We start from the raw sequence: 21096 nt of genomic DNA on the forward strand, positions 1-21096 counted from the left end.
AACCTAACATTTCTTTCACATTAGGAGTTGTTTATGTGTCAATCTCAACCCGCTTATTTTCATATGATGGCAAAACCAAGTAGTTTCCATTGCAATATCAAATGTGAATACTGTTTTTATTTGGAAAAAGAGCAAGTCCTAACACATAACGTTCGCCTAATGTCTGACGATACTTTACGTCAATATACCAAAAACTACATTGAATCCCACGCAGGCGATCACGTTGATTTCGCGTGGCAAGGCGGTGAACCCACCTTACTCGGTTTGGATTTTTTTAAAAGAGCGGTGCAATTTCAGAAAGAATTTGCTAACGGAAAAACCATCACCAATGGTTTTCAAACCAATGGCATTGCGATTAATCGTCAATGGGCAGAATTTTTCAAAGAAAATAATTTTCTTATAGGGATTTCTGTGGATGGTTTAAGTGAGGTTCACGACCGCTATCGTATTTCTGTCAATGGGCAGCCCACATTTGAACGGGTGAAAAAAGCCATTGATCTATTAAAAGAATATGAAGTGGATTTTAATACGCTCACTGTAATTAATGATAAAAACTGGGATAAAGGACGGGAAACTTACCAAGCGTTGAAAGAGTTAGGCTCGACTTTTATGCAGTTTATTCCTATTGTTGAAGTGGCGAATTATTCCTTACAACGCTGTGATTATAGTCCTGGAAAAAATTATCGAATGGCTCCCTTTTCTGTACCAGCCGATGGCTACGGGCATTTCCTATTAGACGTGTTTACCGAATGGGTTCGACAAGATGTGGGGCGTATTTTCGTGCGTGAATTTGATAACTTACTTGGGCAATGGTTGGGCTATCCTTCCACCAGCTGTATTCATACGGAAACTTGTGGCACCGCAATGATCGTAGAAGCCAATGGTGATGTTTATTTTTGCGATCACTATGTTTATCCTGATTATCGTTTAGGTAATGTGAATAAACAGCCTCTCAATCAAATTGCACTTTCAACCAAGCAACAAAAATTTGGTAAGGCGAAAAAAGAAACGCTCACTAAAGCCTGCGAAAAATGTGATGTGAGAATGATTTGTCAAGGCGGGTGTCCGAAGCATCGTATTGTGAATTTGAAAGGGGAAAAATTTAAACAAAATTATCTTTGTCCTTCTTACCAACTCTTCTTCCGTCAAACCGCACCTTTGATGCACCGTATGCGGGAAATTATTCAGCGTGGCGGGTTGGCTGAAGATATTATGAAAATAATCAACTAAAATCAAAGGAGATCATAATGAAACGCTCGTTACTTAGTCAGTGTTTATTATCCGCATTGGTTGTTGGTGCTGCGGCTCAGCCTGTTTACGCACACAGCCAAGATCCTCAAAAACCGAATGTACTGGTTATTGTAATGGACGATTTAGGCACAGGCCAGCTTGATTTCGCCATTGACAGCTTAGACAAGAACGAATTAAGCAAACGCCCTGTTGCTGCTCGTTATCAAGGTGATTTAGATAAAATGATTGACGCTGCACAGCGTGCAATGCCGAATGTGTCTAAATTAGCCGCAACTGGGGTAAAAATGACCAATGCGTTCGTTGCTCACCCTGTTTGTGGCCCATCTCGTGCAGGGATTTTGACAGGACGTTATCCAGCGTCATTTGGTATTTATAGTAATGATGATTCTTTCAACGGTATTTCACTTGATGTGAAGCTGTTGCCAGCGTTATTCCAAGAAAATGGCTATGCCACGGCGAATATTGGTAAATACCATAATGCTCGAGTGAATAAAGACAGAAAAATTGGACGTATCACTAAGCCTGATGATGTAAAAACCCGTGATTACCACGATAACTTCTCATCTGTACCAGATAAAGGTTATTTCCCAACTGATCGCGGTTTTGATTATTCTTACAGCTACTTTGTATCAGGGGCAGCATTGTGGAATTCACCGGCTTTATGGCGTAATGACAAACCAATCGAAGCACCGGGCTATTTAACCCATAATTTAACCAATGAAGCGCTGCAATTTATTGATAAAGCAGGGGATAAACCATTCTTCTTAAATCTTGCCTATAGCGTACCGCACATTCCATTAGAAGAAGCTTCACCAGCAAAATATATGGATCAATTCAATACAGGTAACGTTGAAGCGGATAAATATTTTGCGGCGATCAATGCGGCTGATGAGGGCATTGGTAAAATCATCGACAAATTAAAAGCCGATGGCAAATTAGATAATACTATTATCTTCTTCTTATCCGATAACGGTTCTGTACACGAAGCACCAATGCCATTAAATGGAATGGATCGTGGCTTTAAAGGACAAATGTATAACGGTGGTGTGCGAGTGCCATTCATCGTTTCTTGGCCGGGACACATTCCAGCGGATACCAAAAATGACAGCTTAATTTCTGCAGTAGATATTCTACCAACAGCACTGAAAGCTGCGAATATTAAAGTGCCAGCTTCTTTAAAACTTGATGGTCGTGATATTTTGCCAGTGTTAGAAGGCAAAGAAAAAGTTTCACCGCATAAATATCTCTATTGGGCGGGGCCTGGTGCAAAACATTATAGTGAGGATAACCAAAAATTCTGGGCGGATTATTGGAAATATATCACCTATAACACCAATGATGCGCCGAAAAATCCAAACTTAGAAAAACTCTCGAAAAGCTCGTGGGCAATTCGCGATCAAGATTGGGCGTTATATTTCTACAATGACGGAAGTAACAAACTTCATCTTTATCACGACAAAGTTGACCCAGCAGAGAGCCAAGATGTGGCAGATAAATATCCAGAAAAAGTGAAAGAATTGCAAAAAGCATTTTACGACTGGATCAGCACACAACCAAAACCAATGGCGTGGAATCCTGAAGAATTCCAAGCGATTGAGGCTTCAGCAAAAGCAAAATAATCTGATGAATCAGCCACTGTTATGGTGGCTGATTTTTTTGAGGAAGAATGATGACAAAAATTACGCTCAGCATTTTAGACAAAGACGATAATATTAAACTGTGTAAAAGTGCGTTTGATTTCTTAATGCTCACCTACAAAGGTGAGTATCAAGCAGGCGATCGCATTTGTATTGAAACAGATAATGTACCTTGCTATTTAAAATTACGCTTAGAAGACAGCCTTGAAAGCAGCCTTGTTTATTTAACTGAAAATCGCTTTGAATACCGCATTCCTTTTGGCGATGACAGACGTTTATTTAACAGCGATAAGGCATTCCAAGGGGGCATTCATTTTCTATGGGTACGCGTAGCCAGAGATTACGAAGTGGCGCAATATGGCAATCTTGCCTTTAATCCGTATTTTCAACCACAGCAAACAAGCGTTTATCCTCGTATCAGTAGCAACATTGTGGCGAGCAACATTCGTTTTGCGCCATACAATGTGATTGACGGTGTTTTTGACAGCAATGCACACGGTTCTTACCCTTTCACTTCTTGGAGTAACGCACAAGATCCGAATGCAGAATTAAAAATTGAATTTGGACGCAACGTAGAAGTTGATGGACTTGTGCTAATTTTGCGTGCAGATTTTCCGCACGATGCGTGGTGGCAACAAATTAACGTACAGTTTTCTGATGGCTCAGAAGAAATCTTAAATTTAGCAAGAACAGGGCAACCCCAGTTTTTCCAATTTGCCAAACGGCAATGCGACTATCTGCAATTAACGCATTTTGTGAAAGCGAAAGATCCATCACCGTTTACGGCATTAAGCCAAATTGAAGTATTAGGCAGAAATATTTAAGAATGAAGAAAAAGATAAGAAAATGAAAGTGAAGTAAAATTTTATGCTGATAAGTTAATCTTTTTTCAATATCTTGGTTTTCGTTTTATTTCATTTTGCTTTATTTTGGTCTATAATTTTTTATATCACATCTTAAAGGACGAAAAGATGAAAAGTGCAATTGAAAGACGAATGGAGATTGTCGCAATAGTCAATAAAAATTCTTCTGCCCGTGTGGAAGATTTGGCTGAAACCTTTTCTGTTTCTACCGTTACTATTCGGCAAGATCTCAATTTTTTAGAAAAAAATGGCTATATTGTGCGTTCACACGGTGGTGCTGTACCAAATAAAGGAATGATCGCAGAATTAAGCAATGCCGAAAAAAGACATCGTAATTTAGGGGCAAAAAATAAGATTGCGGAAGCCGCGCTAAAACTGATTAATGACGATGATATTATTATTTTAGATTCAGGCACGACCACGCGAGAAATTGCTGCTGCGTTGAAAAAATCCACAGTGAAAAATGTGCTGGTAATGACAAATGGGCTGGATATTGCTTCTGAATTAGCCGATGCGGAAAATGTGGAAGTGCTCATGACAGGCGGTAAATTACGCAAAAATGCGATGTCTTTCTCTGGACCACAAGCAGATGCGAGTTTAGCAAATTACTGCTTCAGCAAAGTATTTTTGGGCGTTGATGGATTTGATATTCAAGCAGGTATTACCACGCATAATGAGCAAGAGGCGAATCTCAACCGCATTATGTGCGAGATTTCTAATCAAGTGATTGCGGTAACGGATTCCAGTAAATTTGGTAAAAAAAGTTGCCACGTTATCCGCAAATTTGCCGATATTGATGTATTAATTACCGATTCTGGCATTTCTCCTGAATATTTGACCGCACTTCAGGAAAATAATATTGAAGTAATTATTGTAGATTAAGAGGAAAAAACAATGCGTTATGCCATTAAACCTGAAAAAGTGATGACTTCATCAGGGGAGTTACTGAATAAATATGTGGTGATAAATCAAGGTAAAATCGAACGTATCCAAGTAGAAAAGCCCACTGATTGCGATGTACATTATTATCCTGACAGCTATCTTTCTGCGGGTTTCATTGATGTGCATATTCACGGCCGTGCTGGTGCCGATGTGATGGACGAAAACGACACCGCACTGGCGACCATTGCAAAAGCTCTACCACAAACAGGGGTTACCGCGTGGGTAGGAACGACCGTTTCAGCCCCTTGGGCGAATATTCTTTCCTCAATGCAACGAATGAAAGATTACATTCGGCAAGGGCGACAATCTGGTGCGGAATTGTTGGGTAGCTTTATGGAAGGGCCTTATTTTACCGAACGCCATCGTGGCTCGCACCCAACCGAATATTTAATGCCACCAACGATTTCTCAGCTAGAAGAATTATTGCAAATTTCCGACCGCACTTTATTACGGGTCGCTATTGCACCTGAAATCGAAAATGCCGAACCTGCTATTAAATGGTTGGTGGAAAATGGCATAAAGGTGTCTGTGGCACACACTAACGCCACCTTTGAGCAAGTGACCAAAGCCTATTATTTAGGGGCGGATTGCGGTGTACATTTATTTAACGGAATGAGTGCTTTACATCACCGCGAGCCGGGTTGTACGGGGGCGGTGTTATATCACGATATGCTGGCAGAAATCATTGCAGACGGCATTCACGTTCACCCAGCCGTATTAAATTTAGCTTATAAATTAAAAACTTACCGCAGAATGGTGTTGATCACAGATTGTATGCGCGCAGGTGGCTTGCCAGATGGTGAGTACACGCTAGGCGTGCAAACCGTACGGGTAGAAAACGGCCAAGCGAGAACCTTTGACGGCTCGCTCGCAGGCAGTACTTGCAGCCTAGATCAAGCCTTACGCAATATGGTATTCAAAGCTGATGTGCCAGTTTGGGAGGCCATTCAAATGGTTACCACCATTCCCGCCACCTATTTAGGCGTGGCAGATCGCATTGGCGATATTGCTGTCGGCAAAGAAGCAAATTTCACTTTATTAAACAAAGAATTACAAGTTCAAGCCACTTATATTCAAGGCGAACAAGTTTATCAGTGCGGTGAAAAATTTTAAGATTTTTATATTTACAAAGATGGAGAGAAAACAATGTCAAAGTTAAGAACTGAACGTTTAAAAAAATTATGTAGCCAAGACAATTTAATCGCGGCGCTCGCCATTGACCAGCGTGGCGCATTACGCCGTATGCTTGGCGAATCTGCAAGCAATGAACAACTTGCAGAGTTTAAAGTATTGGTGTCTGAATACTTAACCCCTTATGCCTCATCTATTTTGCTTGACCCAGAAGTGGGCTGGAAAGCGGCTGAAAAACGTGCTGCCAACGCAGGTTTATTAATGGCTTATGAAAAAACTGGTTACGACAAAACCCAACCGGGTCGCTATCCAGATTTAATTGACGATGTTTCCGTGCAACGCTTAAAAGCGAAAGGCGCAGACGGCATCAAATTATTGCTTTATATCGATATTGACGAAGGCAAAGAAGTGAATGAGCGCAAAGAAGCCTTTGTAGAACGCGTGGCTTCAGAATGTAAAGCAGAAGAAATGCCATTCTTCCTTGAGCTTGTAAGCTATGACGCGAATATTTCTGATCCGAAAGAATACGCAAAAATCAAACCGCGCAAAGTGATCGAAGCGATGAAATTATTCTCCGAACCACGTTTTGGCGTTGATGTGTTAAAAGTGGAAGTGCCAGTGGATATGAAATTTGTCGAAGGTTTCGCAGAGCAAGACGCGGTATATAGCCAAGCACAAGCGAAAGCGTACTTCAAAGAACAAAGCGATGCCACCGAAATTCCATTTATCTTCTTAAGTGCAGGTGTGAGCGCACAATTATTCTTAGACACGCTACGTTTTGCCAAAGACGCAGGTTGTGATTTCAACGGCGTATTATGCGGACGTGCCACTTGGGCAGGTGCTGCGGAAATCTTTAAAGCAGAAGGTGCAGAAGCGGCAAAACAATGGTTACTCAACGAAGGCAAAGCCAACATTGAAGCCCTTAATGCTGTATTAAAAGAAACCGCACAGCCGTTAAACATTTAATCTGATGGTGTGATGCGGAGAAAATACATAGAAAAAGAGCGGTCTATTTTAGACCGCTTTTCTTATTTGAAACATTGTTTTGAAAAATTTTAGATCAAGATCACAAAATCAAAACTTATTCATAGACTGAAACTTCATTCTAGTTTAGATTTGACCTGAATTCTGTTTGAACAGGAGAAATGGAATGAAAGTTTTGCACAATATGCATCCAGAGGATGCTAAACATTATGATTCACAAAGATTGCGCGATGCTTTTCTTTGTGAAGATTTATTTCAGCTTAATAAGATTAATGTAGTATATAGCCATATCGATCGTTTAGTCGCTTTAGGCATAGTACCAAATGGGGCAGAAAAATTATTTTTGGATCAAGTGATTGATAAAAAATCTTTTGGTACGGATTTCTTTTTGCAACGTCGTGAGTTAGGTATTATTAATCTAGGTGGCCCAGCACTAATTGAAACAGAGCAAGAGAGCTACACCTTAGCGCATTTCGATGCACTGTATTTAGGTAAAGAAACGGAAAATATCGTTTTTTCTTCTCTTGATACAAAACAACCTGCAGTTTTATACGGATTAAGCGTTCCCGCCCATCATCAATTCCCAAATAAACTTATCAAATATGCCGAAGCACGGAAAGTTAAACTCGGCTCCTTAGAGAATGCAAATGCTAGGACGATTAATCAATATTTGCATCCCGATATTCTGCCAACTTGCCAACTTTGTATGGGAATGACGGAATTAGAGACTGGTAGTGTATGGAATACAATGCCAGCGCATACTCACGAACGTCGTATGGAAGCTTATCTTTATTTTGATATTGCACCAGATCAAGTAGTTTTTCATTTCTTAGGAGAGCCACAAGAAACTCGCCATATTGTAGTGCGAGATAAACAATTAATTATTTCACCAAGCTGGTCAATTCACTCAGGCTGCGGTACAAAAAATTATCGTTTTGTGTGGGGAATGGCAGGTGAAAATCAGACATTTGATGATATGGATTTCATTGAGATGAATGATTTACGTTAAATGCTTATGACCATAAATATCAATCTTTTTACTACTAATCTATGAGGAGTTAAGTATGAAATTATTCAAATTATCTAAGAAAGCATTGTTATTGGTTACTGCGATGGGAGCAATGTGTTCATCTTATACCCTAGCAGCGACTGAGATTAAAGTTTCTTTTAATCAATCAGATAAACACCCTCAGTATCAGGCTCTGCAACAATTTGGTGAGCAGCTCACTAAAGCGACAGATGGACGTTATAAAGTGAGTGTTTTTCCAAATGAATTATTAGGTGATCAGCGAGCATCATTAGAACTAGTACAAAATGGTGCGATTCAAATGGCAGTGGTAGCAAATCCATTAGTTGAAAATTACGATAAAACCTTTGCTGTATTGGGTATTCCATATGTATATGCGAATACAGCGCACCAAGAGAAAGTATTTACTTCTGGTATTTTAGATGATTTGTTTGCATCAACACAGAAATTTGGTTTTGAAGTGCTTACTGCCTATACAGCTGGTGCGAGAAGCCTTTACACCAAAGATGCTCCAATTAAAACCAAAGCTGAATTAAAAGGCAAAAAAATCCGTGTTTTACAATCTGATACTATGATTAAAATGCTTTCTTGTATGGGAGGAACGGGGGTTCCAATGAACCAAGGTGAAGTTTATACCGCAATTCAGCAAGGTGTGTTAGATGGTGCAGAAAATAATGAGATTACTTATGCAGATCTAAAACAATATGAAGTCGCCCCTTATTTTTCTCGTACAGGGCATTTACGAGTCGCTGACTTATTAGTTGTGAGCGATATGTTCTTATCTACAATGACACCACAAGATCAAGCGACATTGAAAAAGCTAGCAAAAGAGAGTACAAAAACTGAATTTGAACTTTGGAATGCTCAAATTAAAAAAGCAGAAGAGTTAGCGAAAGAAAAAGGAGCGACTTTTGTGGAAGTGGATACCACCGAATTCCAACAAAGTTGTCAACCATTGCAAGAAGAGCTAATTAAAACACCAGCTCAGAAAGCACTCTATGAAAAAATTATTGCATTGAAATAAAACATTATGGGATAGATAGTTGATATCTATCCCTTATTTATTGGGAGAGAATAGCATGTATATTCTGTTTGGAATTAAAAAAATTATTGATCGCCTACTCGAAGGTATTTGTATTTTTATTGTTGCGTTAATGACAATCTTAATTACTTATCAAGTAGTTTCGAGATATGTATTTAATAGCCCAAGTGCAGTGAGTGAAATTCTCTCTCGGTATCTTTTTGTTTGGCTTATTCTTTTTGCAGGAGCTTATGTTTTTGGATTAAGAGAGCATATGGAGATTGCTTTTCTAAAAAATAAACTTTCAGCGAAAGGACAAATTATTGCTAATACCATAGCTGAATTGGCAATTGCGGCTTTTGCTATTGGTGTAATGATTTTTGGTGGTTATAGTGCAACCTTACGTCAGATGTTCCAATTGGATTCAGCATTACAAATTCCAATGGGATTTATTTATTCTGCGATTCCAATTAGCGGGATATTGATTGTGTTTTATGTTATTTGTAATTTAATAAAATTTTATCAGCCTAATGAAAAATAGATTATAGAGAGGAAATGATTATGGATCTTGCCACAACAGCAGCATTAGTAATGTTAATCGGTACGGTATTTTTCCTCGTGATTGGCACGCCAATCAGTATTAGTGTTGGAATTTCATCTGTTGCCGCAATGTTGGTTATTCTCCCATTTAATGGTGGAATGGTAACGTCTGCTCAGCGAATTTTCGTAGGTTTGGATTCTTTCGCGTTATTAGCTATTCCCTTTTTCATTTTGGCTGGAAATATAATGAATAGTGGGGGGATTGCTATTCGTTTAATTAACTTTGCGAAATTATTTAGTCGCTTTCTACCAGGATCGCTTGCTCAAACGAATATTATTTCCAATATGTTATTTGGCTCTATTAGTGGATCTGGAGTAGCCTCAGCAGCTGCGGTTGGAGGAATAATGTCGCCAATAGAGAAAAAAGAAGGGTATGATCCTCGTTACAGCGCTGCTGTGAATATTGCTTCAGCTCCTACTGGAATGCTAATTCCACCAAGTAATACGATTATTGTTTATGCCACTGTTGCAGGCAGTGTATCTGTTTCTGCCTTATTTATGGCGGGTTACTTGCCTGGAATTTTATGGGGTGTTGCGGTAATGATTATTGCAGCACTAATGGCAAAGAAGAGAGGATATATTAGTCGTGAAAAGATGAGTTTTACCCAAAGTATTCCCGTAATTTTTGCCGCACTTCCTAGTCTTTCTTTAGTATTTATTGTTATTGGAGGGATTCTTGCAGGGATATTTACTGCGACAGAAGCTTCGGCCATTGCAGTTGTGTATTCATTAATTTTAAGTATTTGTTACCGCACTTTATCTTTTAAAGCATTGCCACAAATCTTTTTACAAACAGCAAAAATGTCTGCCATCGTGATTTTTATGTTGGCAACTTCATCTGTGATGTCTTGGGTGATGGCATTCACACAGATTCCAAATATGATAGCCTCTGGATTACTGTCTATTACAGATAACCCAATTCTCATTTTGTTAATTATTAACTTGATTTTATTAGTGATTGGAACCTTTATGGATCCAACGCCAGCTGTTCTTATTTTTACACCTATCTTTTTACCGATTTGTACTTCTCTCGGAATGAGTCCAATTCAGTTTGGTATTTTGTTGGTTTTTAATCTTTCACTAGGTACAATAACTCCGCCAGTTGGCCCGATCTTGTTCACTGGCTGTAAGGTGGGGAATATTGAAATTGAACAAGTAATAAAAACGCTACTTCCATTTTTTGTAGCCATTTTTATTACGTTAATGTTGGTAACTTATATTCCTGCAATTTCAATGTCAATTCCCGAATTAATGGGATTAGTGAAGTAGTAAATTTATGTTTAATGATATTATAAACATTCCACAATTACTCGGTATTTTAGCTTTTATATTAGGGGTAATTTGTTTTTACCAAAAGAATGATAAAAAGCTCAAAATTGTGATGTTGATTCAAAATATCACTTATATGAGCCATTTTATTTTATTAGGTGCAAATGTAGCTGCATTAAGTTCGTTACTTTCCACCTTAAGAACGGCAACGTCCATTTATGTTTCATCAAAATATATTGCCTTCTTTTTTGTTTTATTAGGGATTATTTTTGGCTATGTCATTGCAGATTCCGTGTGGCAGGTTTTCCCAATTATTGCTTCAACCATTGGAACGATTTCATTATTTTTATTAAAAGGCATTCCAATGCGTTTATTTATGTTAGTCGGTTCAGCTTGTTGGCTAACAAATAATATTTTAGTGGGATCTTTAGGTGGCGTGTTATTAGAAAGTACGGTTATGGTGGTAAATACCATCACTATTATTCGTTTAATGCGTCAAACTCATAGATAATGATTCATTTCATCTTTAATTCATAGGAGAATTTTTATGAATAAATTATTAATTGCAACACTTTTCGGTGCATTATTTTCAATGAACGCAGCAGCAGAAGCACCAGCCAAGAGCTATAACGTAGCATTTGAATCACAGGCGCCAGTGTTAGATGGAAAGCTTGATGAAGCCGTGTGGGGCAAAGTGCAAGGAGTAACGGATTTTGTTAATCCTTGGGAACAAGCACAAATGCCAAAAACAGAATTTAAGGCGTTTCACGATGATCAAAATTTTTATTTCTCTTTTGATGTAGAAGATCCGAATGTTTTAATTTATGACACCACCGATCACGAATGGATGGTTGCGCGTGAAGACCGTGTAGAATTATTTATGGCACCGGGCGAAATTGATAAACAGCAAGCAGATGGAAAATATCCAAAATATATTGCCTTAGAAATGGATTACAAAGGCCGTACCTTATCAATGTTGCGTGATGTTGAAAAAAATATTAATGCAGAATGGGATCCAAAAACCTTAGAAACCGTAGGCGTTCGCACGGAAAAAGGTTATACCCTTGAAGGTAAAATTGCGCTTAGTGAATTAAAAGAACATAATTTAATTCAAGGCAATAAAATCCGTGCAGGGGCTTATCGTGCAGAATTTTCTATTATTAAAGGAAAAGGCAAAGAACAAGCAAATTGGATTACTTGGGTTGATCCAAAAACAGAAAAACCAAATTTCCATATTAATTCTTCATTCGGTGAATTTGTGTTAGAGCCGAAAAAATAAATATCTGACCAAAGGCTGAATTATTCAGCCTTTTTTATTGCCAAGATTCATCTGTTAGTAGTCGGCCAAAATGGCTTTCAACTAAACGTTTGGTAATCTCATTTTGTGGGTGAGTGAAAACATCACGGGTTGTGCCGTATTCGATCATTTTGCCTTCGTCCATCACTAATACATCATCAGAAATATGCTTAATAATGCCCAAATGTTGCCCCACATAAATATAAGAAATCCCTAGTTTTTCTTGGATTTCGAGCATTAAATTCATTAGCTGAGTTTTCACCGTGGCATCGAGTGAGCCAAGGGCATCATCAGTGATGATGATTTCAGGCTCAAGGATTAAAGCACGCGCAAGGGCAACGCGCTGTTTTTGGCTCACTGACATTGTGTTGATTTTTATGCTAGCGTGATCGGGATAAAGCCCTACTAGCTTGAGAGTCGCAAAGATTTTTTCATCACGCTCTTCTTCGCTTAAATCTGTGGCAAGGCGTAGTGGGGTATCCAAAATTTGACCGACATTGAGTTTTGGGTTGAAGGAACTATTCGGATCTTGGAAAACCATTCTAATATGCTGCGAACGGTAGTGATAATCGCCAAACTGTAAGGGATTATTTTTAAACAAAATTTCCCCCGCACTTGGTGCGATAATCCCCACGATCATTTTTACTAAAGTGGATTTCCCCGAGCCATTTTTGCCAATAATCGCTAAGGTTTTCTTACGCTCTAACTGGAAGCTGACATTTTCCACGGCAACGAACTGGCTAGATGAAAAAATGCCGACATTATCATCAAAGGATTTGGATAAATTTTCAATTTTTAATAAGGCACTCATTCGCTTTTCCTATTCTTCGTTATTTTCATCCGTATTAATGATAAGTGGTGTTGCGACATCTTCTCTTTCTTTTCGCTGATTTTCACGTAAATTCAGTGGAAAATGGCAGGCAAATTCGTGATGTTTTATGCGTCTTGTTGGCGGTTTATTAATACATTTTTTCTGTGCAAATGGACAACGTGGGCCAAGACGACAGCCAATAGGCAGCTGATCCAACAGGGGAACACTTCCACGCAATGTACCTAAACGGCTTTTAAGCGGCAACGGCTGTTTAAAATCAGGAATAGAATGCAGCAGCGCATTGGTGTAAGGGTGGTGTGGTGTGCTGAGCACACTTTCTTTCGGCCCAGATTCTGCATTTTGCCCGCAATAAAGCACACTGAAACTGTCGCACCATTCACGGATACTATTAATATCATTGCTGGCTAGCAAGATAGATGTGCCTTGGTTTTGGTTCATACTCAACAGCAGGCGGAAAATTTGCACCTTAGTGATGGATTCCAGCGCGTTGGTCGGTTCATCAGCAATTAATAAGCGTGGCTGATTAGCAACCGCGGCGGCGATCATCACTTTTTGCCCTTCCCCTTCGGTGATTTCATCGGGGTAGCTGTTCATTATGTCTTTATGATCTTTAATCCCCACACGGTGTAATAATTCAATAGCACGGCGTTTTTTCCAGCCAAACCACTGCCACCAACGGCCTTTGAATGTCCAAGAGGGAATATTTTGGATCAGTTGTTTGCCAATTTTGCTGCTGGGATCTAGATTAGTCAGTGGCTCTTGGAAGATCATTGAAATTTCTTTTCCCACTAATTTCCGTCTTTTATGTGGGCTAAGTTTGAGCAGTTCCACATCATTAAAACGAAAGCGATCAGCGGTAACAACCCACGAGTCCTTAATGGTGTTACAAATTACTTTTGCAATCAGACTTTTTCCTGAACCCGATTCCCCGACTAAACCGCAAATTTCCCCTTCATTTAAGGTGAGATTGACGTTATCGATGATTTTTACTCGACCATTTGGCGTTTTTATTTCTATGCAAAGATTACGAATATCAAGTAGTGCCATAGGAATCCCTATTCATAATATTTTTCAATGGCTTTATTAATGCCGTTGCCGAGTAATAGTGCGACTAAGATCACCGCCATAATGGCAAGTCCCGGTAGGATTACTGTCCAAGGAGCAAGGTAAATCAATTCGAGAGAATCCTTAATCATTACGCCCCATTCAGGCATTGGGCTTTGCGCACCAAGAGAGATAAAGCTTAATGCACTAATATCCAAAATGGCAATGGTAAAAGCGCGGGTGATTTCTTGGATATATTTCACGCAAATATTGGGGAAAATAGCCTCTTTTAACAAAATCCAATTTGATGCCCCTTCAAGGCGAAGCATTAAAATGTATTCCTCTTTCAGCTCTTTTTGAATGGCTTGGTAAATCTCGTGAATAAAGTGCGGCAATAAGGCCAAGGTAATGGCAAGCATTGCGTTAATCAGGCTAGGCTGCATTAAGGTGGCAATAATAATGGCAATCAACAAAATGGGGGTGGAAAGGAAAGCATCAAGAAAATGCCCAAGTACACGCGATTTAATCCCTTGCGACATTCCAGCCCAAACGCCCATAATGCCGCCTAAAATAGCGGTGAAAATCACCACGATTAAGGCAGAACCTAAGGTGTAGGTTGTCCCTGTAATTAAGCGACTTAGCACATCACGTCCAATGTCGTCCGTGCCAAAAAAGTAGGCGATTTTTCCGCCATTTACCCAAGAGGGCGGCATTAGCTCAAAACCGATAAACTGCGTTTCAGCTGGATAAGGGGCAATGAATCCGCTAAAAAGTGCGGTCAAAATAAACAGCAAAAATAGATAAAAACTGGCAAGCGCCACTTTATCTTGGCGGAATAATTTCCAAATGGTAGTTAATGTTGCTGTATGGCGAAATTCTGCTGGATCTCTATCTTGCATACCAACCTTTCTTATTTAACGGATCTAACACAAAGGTGAGCGTTTCTACCAATAAATTCACCACAATAATACATAATCCAATCACGATAATGCCTGCGGAAATACTGTTGTAATCTTGTTGGGCAACGGCATTAATCAGCCAACGCCCAATGCCAGACCAGCCAAACGTGCCTTCAACCAACATACATTGCGCAATCACAAGGGTGAACAATCGCGTCATTTGCGGCACTAACAATGGCAAGGTGTTGCGTAAAATATGGGTACGCAAAATCTTGCACATTGACCAGCCTCTTGTCATTGAAATTTTGATGTAAGGCTGTTCAAACAAATAGGCTGCACGTTCTTGTACGATACGAATAATTTCCATTGTTGGCCAAATGGTTAGCACTAAGGTTGGCAAAATCAGGTGTTGCAGCACATTTTGGATCACCTTAATGCGATAAGGTTCATCAATAAACCAAACATCAATAATAGGAAACCCCGTGATGGGCTGAATTTCATAAAGCAAATTATATTGCCCAATGGCAGCAATCTCCCAACCATAAATAGCAGCGGCATAAAGCAACAGAGGTGCAAGCCAAAACACGGGCAGAGAAAGCCCAATGACAGACAAAGTGCGGATGATTTTTCCGAAGAATTTTTTACGATAAATCGCCCCAATTAGCCCTAAAGGAATGCCAAAGAGCAACGCCAGTAAAATGGCGGTAAAGCAAAGTTCAAGAGTGGGCGGTAGCACGGTGAGAACTAAATCACTTAAGGAATCACCGCCGTTATAGCTAATCCCCAAATCCCCATTGAGCAAATTTTGCACATAGAAAAAATAGCCTGAATAAAAATGCGGCGTAGCCAACACTTCATTGAGCGGATCGCGCATTAGTACCGCATAGCTAATGATAGAAAGAATCACTAAGGTGATCACCAACAAGATAAGATGTCTGAAAAACGACAAAATCATTTTTTCTCTCCTTGTTGATAGGATAGCGTAGTAAAGTTAATGCTGCCAAAAGGCGCAAGTTCCAAGCCTTTTACCCGTGAATTCGCAATCAACATTCGTTTTACGTTCGCCACAGGAATGATGGGTAATTCTGACAAAATAATTTCTTGCGCAATATTATAATAATTGGCGCGCGAACGTAAATGCGTGGTATTTAAAGCGCGGTTCATTGCATCTTCAAAAGGCGCATAACACCAGTTGGAAAGATTAGTGATGTCATTGACTGTGCCGCAGCTTAAAATCGGGCGCATAAAGCTATCGGGATCTAAATTCCCCGCAAGCCAGCCAGTGAGAATCAAATCGTAATCTTCCGAGCCATTTCGCAGCTGCTCAATTAAATAGGTGCGAGTTACAGGGCGAATGGCTAATTCCACCCCCACTTGTGCCAAATCCCATTTGATTAATTCTGCCATTTTGATTGGCGAAGGGTTATACACCTGTTCTTCGTTTAGCACCCACATTGTGAGCTTGAGTTGTTTATCTTGTAAAAAGGCCTTGGCGGCTTTCGGGTTGTAATCATAGGCAAAATCAGGTGTGTTCACCGTTGCCGCCCAAGAAATATTAGGAATAATATTATTCGCCACACTTGCCGTATTATGATAAATCCGATGAATAATACGTTCCCGATCAATACCTTGCGAGATGGCACGGCGCAAATCCAGATCTTTCATCGTAGGTTTCAGGAAATTAAATGCCAAATAAGACAAATTCATTCCTTCAGTGGATTTCAAATAATAGCGCTCATCAAATTGTTTTAAAATCCCCAGTTGGCTTACATCAGGGCTAGAAGTGATCTGACATTCGCCATTTAAGAATTTAATTAAACGCCCTGTTCTGTCTGTGGAAAGATCGATAATAATATGCTCAATTTTTCCTTTTTTACGCCAATAATCTTCATTTCTTGCTAAGCGAACATATTGATTTCGCACGAAATTTTGCACTTTATAAGGGCCCGTTCCCACCGGCAAGGTGTCTAGCTGAGAAAGGTTGTCGTCAGCGTTGAGCTGCAAGGCATATTCTTGCGAGAAAATAATGGCGTATTGACTGGCAAGGTGAGAAAGAATGGACGCATCGGGCTGAAAAAGCTGGATTTGTACTTGATAGGGTGAAGTGGCAATCACAGACTCGATTTTTTCGCTCAATTTAATGCTTTCAAAATAAGGGAAACGCACTTTGCGCGCTTGTTCGTGGAAAATACGGTATTGCGGATTTTTGTAGTCCACCAAGGTTTCTAAAGTAGGCAAATCCGTGTTATGTCCTAGCACGCGATTGAGCGAAAATACCACATCTTCCGCATTAAAATTACGCGTTGGGGTAAACCAATCTGTTTGGTGAAATTTAATTCCTTTGCGTAAATTAATGGTGATGGTTTTGCCGTCTGCGGACAGGCTATAACTCTGCGCCAGCACTGGCTCAACGGTTGCGCTGTTATTTTTGATTTCAAATAATTTATTGTAAATCTGCTCGGTTACCACGTTCATACTGGTTCCCGCATCGCTCGTTTGCGGATTGAAAGATAAACCGTTTGCCTGCGTGCAATAAATTAACCCATTTTGCGTGAGAATTTTTGGCACTTTAGGGGCGCTAAAACTTGGCAAACTGATTAGGCTTGCACTCAGCAAAATAGCAGAAACAACGATTTTTCTTATAAACATAACAGGCATATTTGTGATAAATTATGACGAAATTTTAAAGTATATTAGCGAAATTTAGAAATAAAATGTTTGATTATATTCAAAAAGAACTGGATAACCTGATTGACCGTGGATTTGACCGCACTTTGCGTTTAGCCGTAACTGGGCTAAGTCGTAGCGGCAAAACGGCCTTTATTACCAGCCTTGTGAACCAACTTTTGCATATTAATGCGGTGGATAATGCCCATTTACCCTTATTTGATGCAGCGCGCGATAAACGGATTTTAGCCGTAAAACGCATTGAACAGCGCACAATGCACATTCCCCGCTTTGAATATGAAACTAATTTGAAATGTTTAACAGACGAGCCACCGCACTGGCCTGATTCCACCCGTGGCGTGAGTGAAACTCGCTTGGCCATTCGTTACCAACAGCGTGGCTTATGGCGTCATTTAAAAGAAACTAGCACCCTTTATCTTGATATTTTTGATTACCCAGGGGAATGGCTCTTAGATTTGCCCTTGCTCGAATTAGATTTTCACCAATGGAGCGAACAACAGCGTCAGCTTATACAAGGGCAACGCCTTGAGTTAGCGCAAAAATGGCTCGAAAAACTCGAAAAAATCGACTTATTTGCGAAAGCCGATGAAGAAGTGCTGGCGCAACTGGCAAAGGATTACACGGAATATTTACTTGCTTGTAAAGCGCAGGGCTTGCACTTTATTCAACCGGGGCGTTTTGTTTTAATGGGGGAGCTCGAAGGCTCGCCTGCGGTGCAATTCTTTCCCTTGGTTCATCTTAATGCAGAACAATGGCAAGCCTTGAAAAAAGCTGATAGCAATAGCTATTTTGCTTTTTTAACAAAGCGTTACGATTATTATTGCCAACATATCGTCAAAGGTTTTTATCGAGATTATTTTTCCACCTTTGATCGCCAAGTGATCTTGGCTGATTGTCTTACCCCGCTTAATCATAGCCAACGTGCTTTTCTTGATATGCAAGAAGGCTTGCAAGCACTGTTTAAGAGCTTTCATTATGGCAAACGCACCTTGCTTAACCGCTTATTTTCACCAAAAATTGATAAATTAATGTTCCTTGCCACTAAAGCGGATCACATTACCAAAGATCAACGCCATAATTTGGTTAGCTTGTTACGCCAGCTTGTACAAGAAGGCGGTCGTTATGTGGAATATGAAGGCATTGAAACCGCATACAGCGCGATCGCTGCCATTCGCGCCACACAACAGGTTACGGTAAATCAAAATGGCAAGTTTTATCCTGCGATCCAAGGTGTTCGACAAAAAGATCAGCAAAAAATCACCCTTTACCCCGGGGAAGTGCCAAACCGCTTACCAAATGCACAATTTTGGCAAACTCAACATTTTGAATTTGATCAATTTGAACCCCAGCCCCTTGAACAAGGCAACCCCATTCCCCATTTACGAATGGACGCCGTACTGCAATTTTTGCTCGCGGATAAACTGGATTGATCGCACCGCATTGATCGTAACGGAGATAAGCAATGAAAAAACAAATTTTTCACACCGCACTTGAAGATCAAGAACAACAAGCCTTTGCGCCGAAACAAACTTTTTCGCAAGAGAATTTAATTATTGAAGCGGAAGTGGAAGAGGAACTGGGTGATCTCGCACCACAGTTTGAGCAAGCGGTGCAGCCGAAACCACGTTGGTGGAAAAAATGGCTGGCAGGTTCTGCGCTCTTTTTTGGCGGCGCTGTGATTGCGCAGTCAGTGCAATGGTTGATTGATAGTTGGCAAAATCACCAATGGATTTATTTCTCTTTTGCCGTGGCAAGTTGTTCCTTGGTTGCATTGGGAATCAGCGCGATCATCAGCGAATGGCGTAAGCTGGTGAAGTTAAAAAAACGAATGATCTTGCAAGAGCAAAGCCAAACCTTGCTTAACCGCCAATCTGTACGCCAGCAAACTGTACGCCAACAAAGTGCGGTGGATTTTCAGCAAGATTTTTCCCCACAAGAAAGTGAAAAAGTCCAACAGCTCTGCCAAGATATTGTGAAAGCAATGGATATTTCGCCACAATCGCCAGAATTGATCCAGTGGCAAAAACAGGCTAATGAAGGGCATTCCGCTAGTGAAACCGCCTATTTATTCAGCCAAACTGTGCTAAAACCCATTGATAAACAAGCCCAAAAATTAATTAGCAAAAATGCCATCGAAGCCGCTGCCATTGTTGCAGTTAGCCCTTTGGCGGTGGTCGATGTGTTTTTTATTGCGTGGCGAAATATTCGCTTAATCAATCAGTTAGCCAAACTTTATCGTATTGAGTTGGGTTATTTCAGCCGTCTGCGTTTATTGCGAATGGTGCTATTAAATATGGCGTTTGCCGGAGCAACAGAAGTGATCCAAGATATTGGAATGGATTGGCTTTCACAAGATGTTACGGCAAAATTTTCCGCCCGCATTGCCCAAGGTGTTGGCGTGGGGCTGCTTACCGCAAGGCTTGGTATTAAAGCCATGGAATTCTGCCGTCCGCTTGCCTTTAAGCAAGAAGAACGCCCACGCTTAAAGCATATTCAAAAAGAAGTGCTATCAAATTTAAAGAGCTTATTGTTGCCAAGTAAAAAAGCAGATTAATCTCATATTGTCTGATTAAAATTGTAAATTTTTCTTTCCATTTTTACAGAAAAGTTTACAATGCTTGCCAGTTTCATCAAAAAATGGCGTGGAGAGCAAGCAATGTCAGCAGAAAAAGATCTTTTTTCACAGGTGGTTACGCAAAGCCACAAAATGCAAGAAGTGGTGGAAAAAGCCAAAAAATTTGCCCTGCTAGACGCGCCTTTGCTGATTCAAGGTGAAACGGGAACAGGCAAGGATCTCATTGCGAAAGCCTGTCATTTTTATAGTCCACGGCGAAAAAATCAATTTATTGCGGTGAATTGTGCGGGGCTGCCAAGTGAAGATGCTGAAAGCGAAATGTTTGGACGCGCCAATGCACAAGCGGAAAGCCAAGGCTTTTTTGGATATGCTAACGGCGGCACGGTGTTACTTGATAGCGTAGCGGAGTTGCCGTTGAGCTTACAGGCAAAATTATTGCGTTTTCTAAATGATGGCACGTTTCGCCGCGTAGGTGAGGAGAAAGAGCATTATGCTGATGTGCGTGTGATCTGTACTTCGCAAATTCCCCTTAGCCATTATGTGGAAAAGGGAAAAATGCGCGAAGATTTATTTCATCGCTTGAATGTGCTGAGTTTAACCATTCCGCCGTTGCGCGAGCGTAAAGAAGATATTCCACAGCTAACAGCAATGTTTGTTCAGCAAATCAGCCAAGAATTGGGCATTTCTGCACCGCACTTTGATGAAGCCTTTCTTAATTATCTTACCCATTACACTTGGGCAGGCAACGTGCGAGAGTTGCATAACGCCTTGTACCGCGCTTGCTCATTGGCTGAAAATAATCAACTGGCTATTGCCGATTTACACTTGGTGGAACAAGAAATTCCGTTGCCAAGCATTGAGCAATTTGGCAATCAAACCCTTGATGAAATTATGAATAATTTTGAAGCAATGGTATTGCAGAAATTTTATGAAGAATATCCAAGCACTAGAAAACTGGCTTCAAGATTGGGCGTTTCACACACCGCCATTGCCAATAAATTAAAACAATACAGTATCGGGAAATAGCAAGCCGCAG

20 protein-coding genes are annotated in these 21096 nt (G+C 40.2%); 15 read left to right on the forward strand and 5 right to left on the reverse strand.

The features are described 5' to 3' along the window. The first annotated feature begins 33 nt into the window (after positions 1 to 33). The 12 genes from DYC50_RS04230 (at position 34) to DYC50_RS04285 (ending at position 12004) form a co-directional block, all read left to right on the forward strand. The gene (locus DYC50_RS04230) at positions 34 to 1230 is read left to right on the forward strand and encodes an anaerobic sulfatase maturase (protein ID WP_115249123.1); all 1197 of its coding nucleotides are present in this window, start codon (positions 34 to 36) and stop codon (positions 1228 to 1230) included. 17 nt (positions 1231 to 1247) lie between these two features. After that, the gene (locus tag DYC50_RS04235; protein WP_115249124.1) at positions 1248 to 2870 is read left to right on the forward strand and encodes a sulfatase family protein; all 1623 of its coding nucleotides are present in this window, start codon (positions 1248 to 1250) and stop codon (positions 2868 to 2870) included. 47 nt (positions 2871 to 2917) lie between these two features. After that, entirely contained in the window at positions 2918 to 3712 is a 795-nt protein-coding gene (locus DYC50_RS04240; protein ID WP_147284851.1) for a carbohydrate-binding protein, read from the forward strand. Positions 3713 to 3859: 147 nt separating this feature from the next. Next, complete coding sequence (gene agaR / locus DYC50_RS04245) at positions 3860 to 4633, forward strand: transcriptional repressor AgaR (RefSeq protein WP_103853293.1); 774 nt, start codon at positions 3860 to 3862, stop codon at positions 4631 to 4633. Between the two features lie 12 nt (positions 4634 to 4645). Next, positions 4646 to 5806: an N-acetylglucosamine-6-phosphate deacetylase gene (gene nagA / locus DYC50_RS04250; RefSeq protein WP_115249126.1), complete on the forward strand. Its 1161-nt coding sequence runs from the start codon at positions 4646 to 4648 to the stop codon at positions 5804 to 5806. Positions 5807 to 5839: 33 nt separating this feature from the next. Beyond that, entirely contained in the window at positions 5840 to 6790 is a 951-nt protein-coding gene (locus DYC50_RS04255) for a tagatose 1,6-diphosphate aldolase (protein ID WP_115249127.1), read from the forward strand. Between the two features lie 184 nt (positions 6791 to 6974). Further along, positions 6975 to 7817, forward strand: coding sequence for a 5-dehydro-4-deoxy-D-glucuronate isomerase (gene kduI / locus DYC50_RS04260; RefSeq protein ID WP_115249128.1), 843 nt, complete (start codon positions 6975 to 6977; stop codon positions 7815 to 7817). 55 nt (positions 7818 to 7872) lie between these two features. Further along, complete coding sequence (locus DYC50_RS04265; protein WP_115249129.1) at positions 7873 to 8859, forward strand: TRAP transporter substrate-binding protein; 987 nt, start codon at positions 7873 to 7875, stop codon at positions 8857 to 8859. Between the two features lie 55 nt (positions 8860 to 8914). Next, positions 8915 to 9397: a TRAP transporter small permease gene (locus tag DYC50_RS04270; protein ID WP_197717457.1), complete on the forward strand. Its 483-nt coding sequence runs from the start codon at positions 8915 to 8917 to the stop codon at positions 9395 to 9397. A gap of 20 nt (positions 9398 to 9417) precedes the next feature. Beyond that, positions 9418 to 10725, forward strand: coding sequence for a TRAP transporter large permease (locus tag DYC50_RS04275; RefSeq protein ID WP_115249130.1), 1308 nt, complete (start codon positions 9418 to 9420; stop codon positions 10723 to 10725). Positions 10726 to 10732: 7 nt separating this feature from the next. Beyond that, positions 10733 to 11236, forward strand: coding sequence for a YgjV family protein (locus tag DYC50_RS04280; protein WP_115249131.1), 504 nt, complete (start codon positions 10733 to 10735; stop codon positions 11234 to 11236). 36 nt (positions 11237 to 11272) lie between these two features. Next, positions 11273 to 12004, forward strand: coding sequence for a carbohydrate-binding family 9-like protein (locus tag DYC50_RS04285; protein ID WP_115249132.1), 732 nt, complete (start codon positions 11273 to 11275; stop codon positions 12002 to 12004). Positions 12005 to 12038: 34 nt separating this feature from the next. Here DYC50_RS04285 and DYC50_RS04290 read toward each other — a convergent pair whose 3' ends face one another. From DYC50_RS04290 to DYC50_RS04310, 5 genes are read right to left on the reverse strand one after another with little or no spacing between them, the layout of a single operon-like run. Next, complete coding sequence (locus DYC50_RS04290) at positions 12039 to 12833, reverse strand: peptide ABC transporter ATP-binding protein (protein ID WP_115249133.1); 795 nt, start codon at positions 12831 to 12833, stop codon at positions 12039 to 12041. A gap of 9 nt (positions 12834 to 12842) precedes the next feature. Next, positions 12843 to 13901, reverse strand: a complete 1059-nt coding sequence (locus DYC50_RS04295) for a peptide ABC transporter ATP-binding protein (RefSeq protein WP_103853185.1) — start codon at positions 13899 to 13901, stop codon at positions 12843 to 12845. An 8-nt stretch (positions 13902 to 13909) separates the two neighbouring features. Next, positions 13910 to 14797: an ABC transporter permease subunit gene (locus tag DYC50_RS04300; RefSeq protein ID WP_115249134.1), complete on the reverse strand. Its 888-nt coding sequence runs from the start codon at positions 14795 to 14797 to the stop codon at positions 13910 to 13912. Next, the gene (locus DYC50_RS04305) at positions 14787 to 15752 is read right to left on the reverse strand and encodes an ABC transporter permease (RefSeq protein ID WP_115249135.1); all 966 of its coding nucleotides are present in this window, start codon (positions 15750 to 15752) and stop codon (positions 14787 to 14789) included. Before DYC50_RS04305 ends, DYC50_RS04300 begins: the two co-directional genes overlap by 11 nt. Continuing rightward, complete coding sequence (locus tag DYC50_RS04310; RefSeq protein WP_115249136.1) at positions 15749 to 17446, reverse strand: ABC transporter substrate-binding protein; 1698 nt, start codon at positions 17444 to 17446, stop codon at positions 15749 to 15751. Before DYC50_RS04310 ends, DYC50_RS04305 begins: the two co-directional genes overlap by 4 nt. 65 nt (positions 17447 to 17511) lie before the next feature. Between DYC50_RS04310 and DYC50_RS04315 the strand changes: the two genes are divergently transcribed. The 3 genes from DYC50_RS04315 to DYC50_RS04325 all read left to right on the forward strand — a co-directional run bounded on the left by DYC50_RS04315 (position 17512) and on the right by DYC50_RS04325 (position 21086). Then, positions 17512 to 18915, forward strand: coding sequence for a YcjX family GTP-binding protein (locus DYC50_RS04315; RefSeq protein WP_115249137.1), 1404 nt, complete (start codon positions 17512 to 17514; stop codon positions 18913 to 18915). Positions 18916 to 18947: 32 nt separating this feature from the next. Beyond that, positions 18948 to 20039 carry a TIGR01620 family protein gene (locus DYC50_RS04320; RefSeq protein ID WP_115249138.1) on the forward strand — a complete coding sequence of 364 codons (1092 nt, stop codon included), beginning with the start codon at positions 18948 to 18950 and terminating at the stop codon, positions 20037 to 20039. 102 nt (positions 20040 to 20141) lie between these two features. Next, entirely contained in the window at positions 20142 to 21086 is a 945-nt protein-coding gene (locus tag DYC50_RS04325) for a sigma 54-interacting transcriptional regulator (protein WP_115250155.1), read from the forward strand. Positions 21087 to 21096: the final 10 nt, after the last annotated feature.

The sequence above is a fragment of the Avibacterium avium genome (genome assembly GCF_900454535.1).
GTDB lineage: Bacteria > Pseudomonadota > Gammaproteobacteria > Enterobacterales > Pasteurellaceae > Avibacterium > Avibacterium avium.

What these genes read in the sequence shown, in the direction of transcription:
- DYC50_RS04325 (WP_115250155.1), top strand. Translation starts at nt 20,142, where the DNA reads ATGTCAGCAGAAAAAGATCTTTTTTCACAGGTGGTTACGCAAAGCCAC.
- agaR (WP_103853293.1), top strand. Translation starts at nt 3,860, where the DNA reads ATGAAAAGTGCAATTGAAAGACGAATGGAGATTGTCGCAATAGTCAAT.
- DYC50_RS04270 (WP_197717457.1), top strand. Translation starts at nt 8,915, where the DNA reads ATGTATATTCTGTTTGGAATTAAAAAAATTATTGATCGCCTACTCGAA.
- DYC50_RS04315 (WP_115249137.1), top strand. Translation starts at nt 17,512, where the DNA reads ATGTTTGATTATATTCAAAAAGAACTGGATAACCTGATTGACCGTGGA.
- DYC50_RS04285 (WP_115249132.1), top strand. Translation starts at nt 11,273, where the DNA reads ATGAATAAATTATTAATTGCAACACTTTTCGGTGCATTATTTTCAATG.
- DYC50_RS04290 (WP_115249133.1), bottom strand. Translation starts at nt 12,833, where the DNA reads ATGAGTGCCTTATTAAAAATTGAAAATTTATCCAAATCCTTTGATGAT.
- DYC50_RS04255 (WP_115249127.1), top strand. Translation starts at nt 5,840, where the DNA reads ATGTCAAAGTTAAGAACTGAACGTTTAAAAAAATTATGTAGCCAAGAC.
- DYC50_RS04230 (WP_115249123.1), top strand. Translation starts at nt 34, where the DNA reads ATGTGTCAATCTCAACCCGCTTATTTTCATATGATGGCAAAACCAAGT.
- nagA (WP_115249126.1), top strand. Translation starts at nt 4,646, where the DNA reads ATGCGTTATGCCATTAAACCTGAAAAAGTGATGACTTCATCAGGGGAG.
- DYC50_RS04240 (WP_147284851.1), top strand. Translation starts at nt 2,918, where the DNA reads ATGATGACAAAAATTACGCTCAGCATTTTAGACAAAGACGATAATATT.
- DYC50_RS04300 (WP_115249134.1), bottom strand. Translation starts at nt 14,797, where the DNA reads ATGCAAGATAGAGATCCAGCAGAATTTCGCCATACAGCAACATTAACT.
- kduI (WP_115249128.1), top strand. Translation starts at nt 6,975, where the DNA reads ATGAAAGTTTTGCACAATATGCATCCAGAGGATGCTAAACATTATGAT.
- DYC50_RS04265 (WP_115249129.1), top strand. Translation starts at nt 7,873, where the DNA reads ATGAAATTATTCAAATTATCTAAGAAAGCATTGTTATTGGTTACTGCG.
- DYC50_RS04235 (WP_115249124.1), top strand. Translation starts at nt 1,248, where the DNA reads ATGAAACGCTCGTTACTTAGTCAGTGTTTATTATCCGCATTGGTTGTT.
- DYC50_RS04310 (WP_115249136.1), bottom strand. Translation starts at nt 17,446, where the DNA reads ATGTTTATAAGAAAAATCGTTGTTTCTGCTATTTTGCTGAGTGCAAGC.
- DYC50_RS04295 (WP_103853185.1), bottom strand. Translation starts at nt 13,901, where the DNA reads ATGGCACTACTTGATATTCGTAATCTTTGCATAGAAATAAAAACGCCA.
- DYC50_RS04305 (WP_115249135.1), bottom strand. Translation starts at nt 15,752, where the DNA reads ATGATTTTGTCGTTTTTCAGACATCTTATCTTGTTGGTGATCACCTTA.
- DYC50_RS04320 (WP_115249138.1), top strand. Translation starts at nt 18,948, where the DNA reads ATGAAAAAACAAATTTTTCACACCGCACTTGAAGATCAAGAACAACAA.
- DYC50_RS04275 (WP_115249130.1), top strand. Translation starts at nt 9,418, where the DNA reads ATGGATCTTGCCACAACAGCAGCATTAGTAATGTTAATCGGTACGGTA.
- DYC50_RS04280 (WP_115249131.1), top strand. Translation starts at nt 10,733, where the DNA reads ATGTTTAATGATATTATAAACATTCCACAATTACTCGGTATTTTAGCT.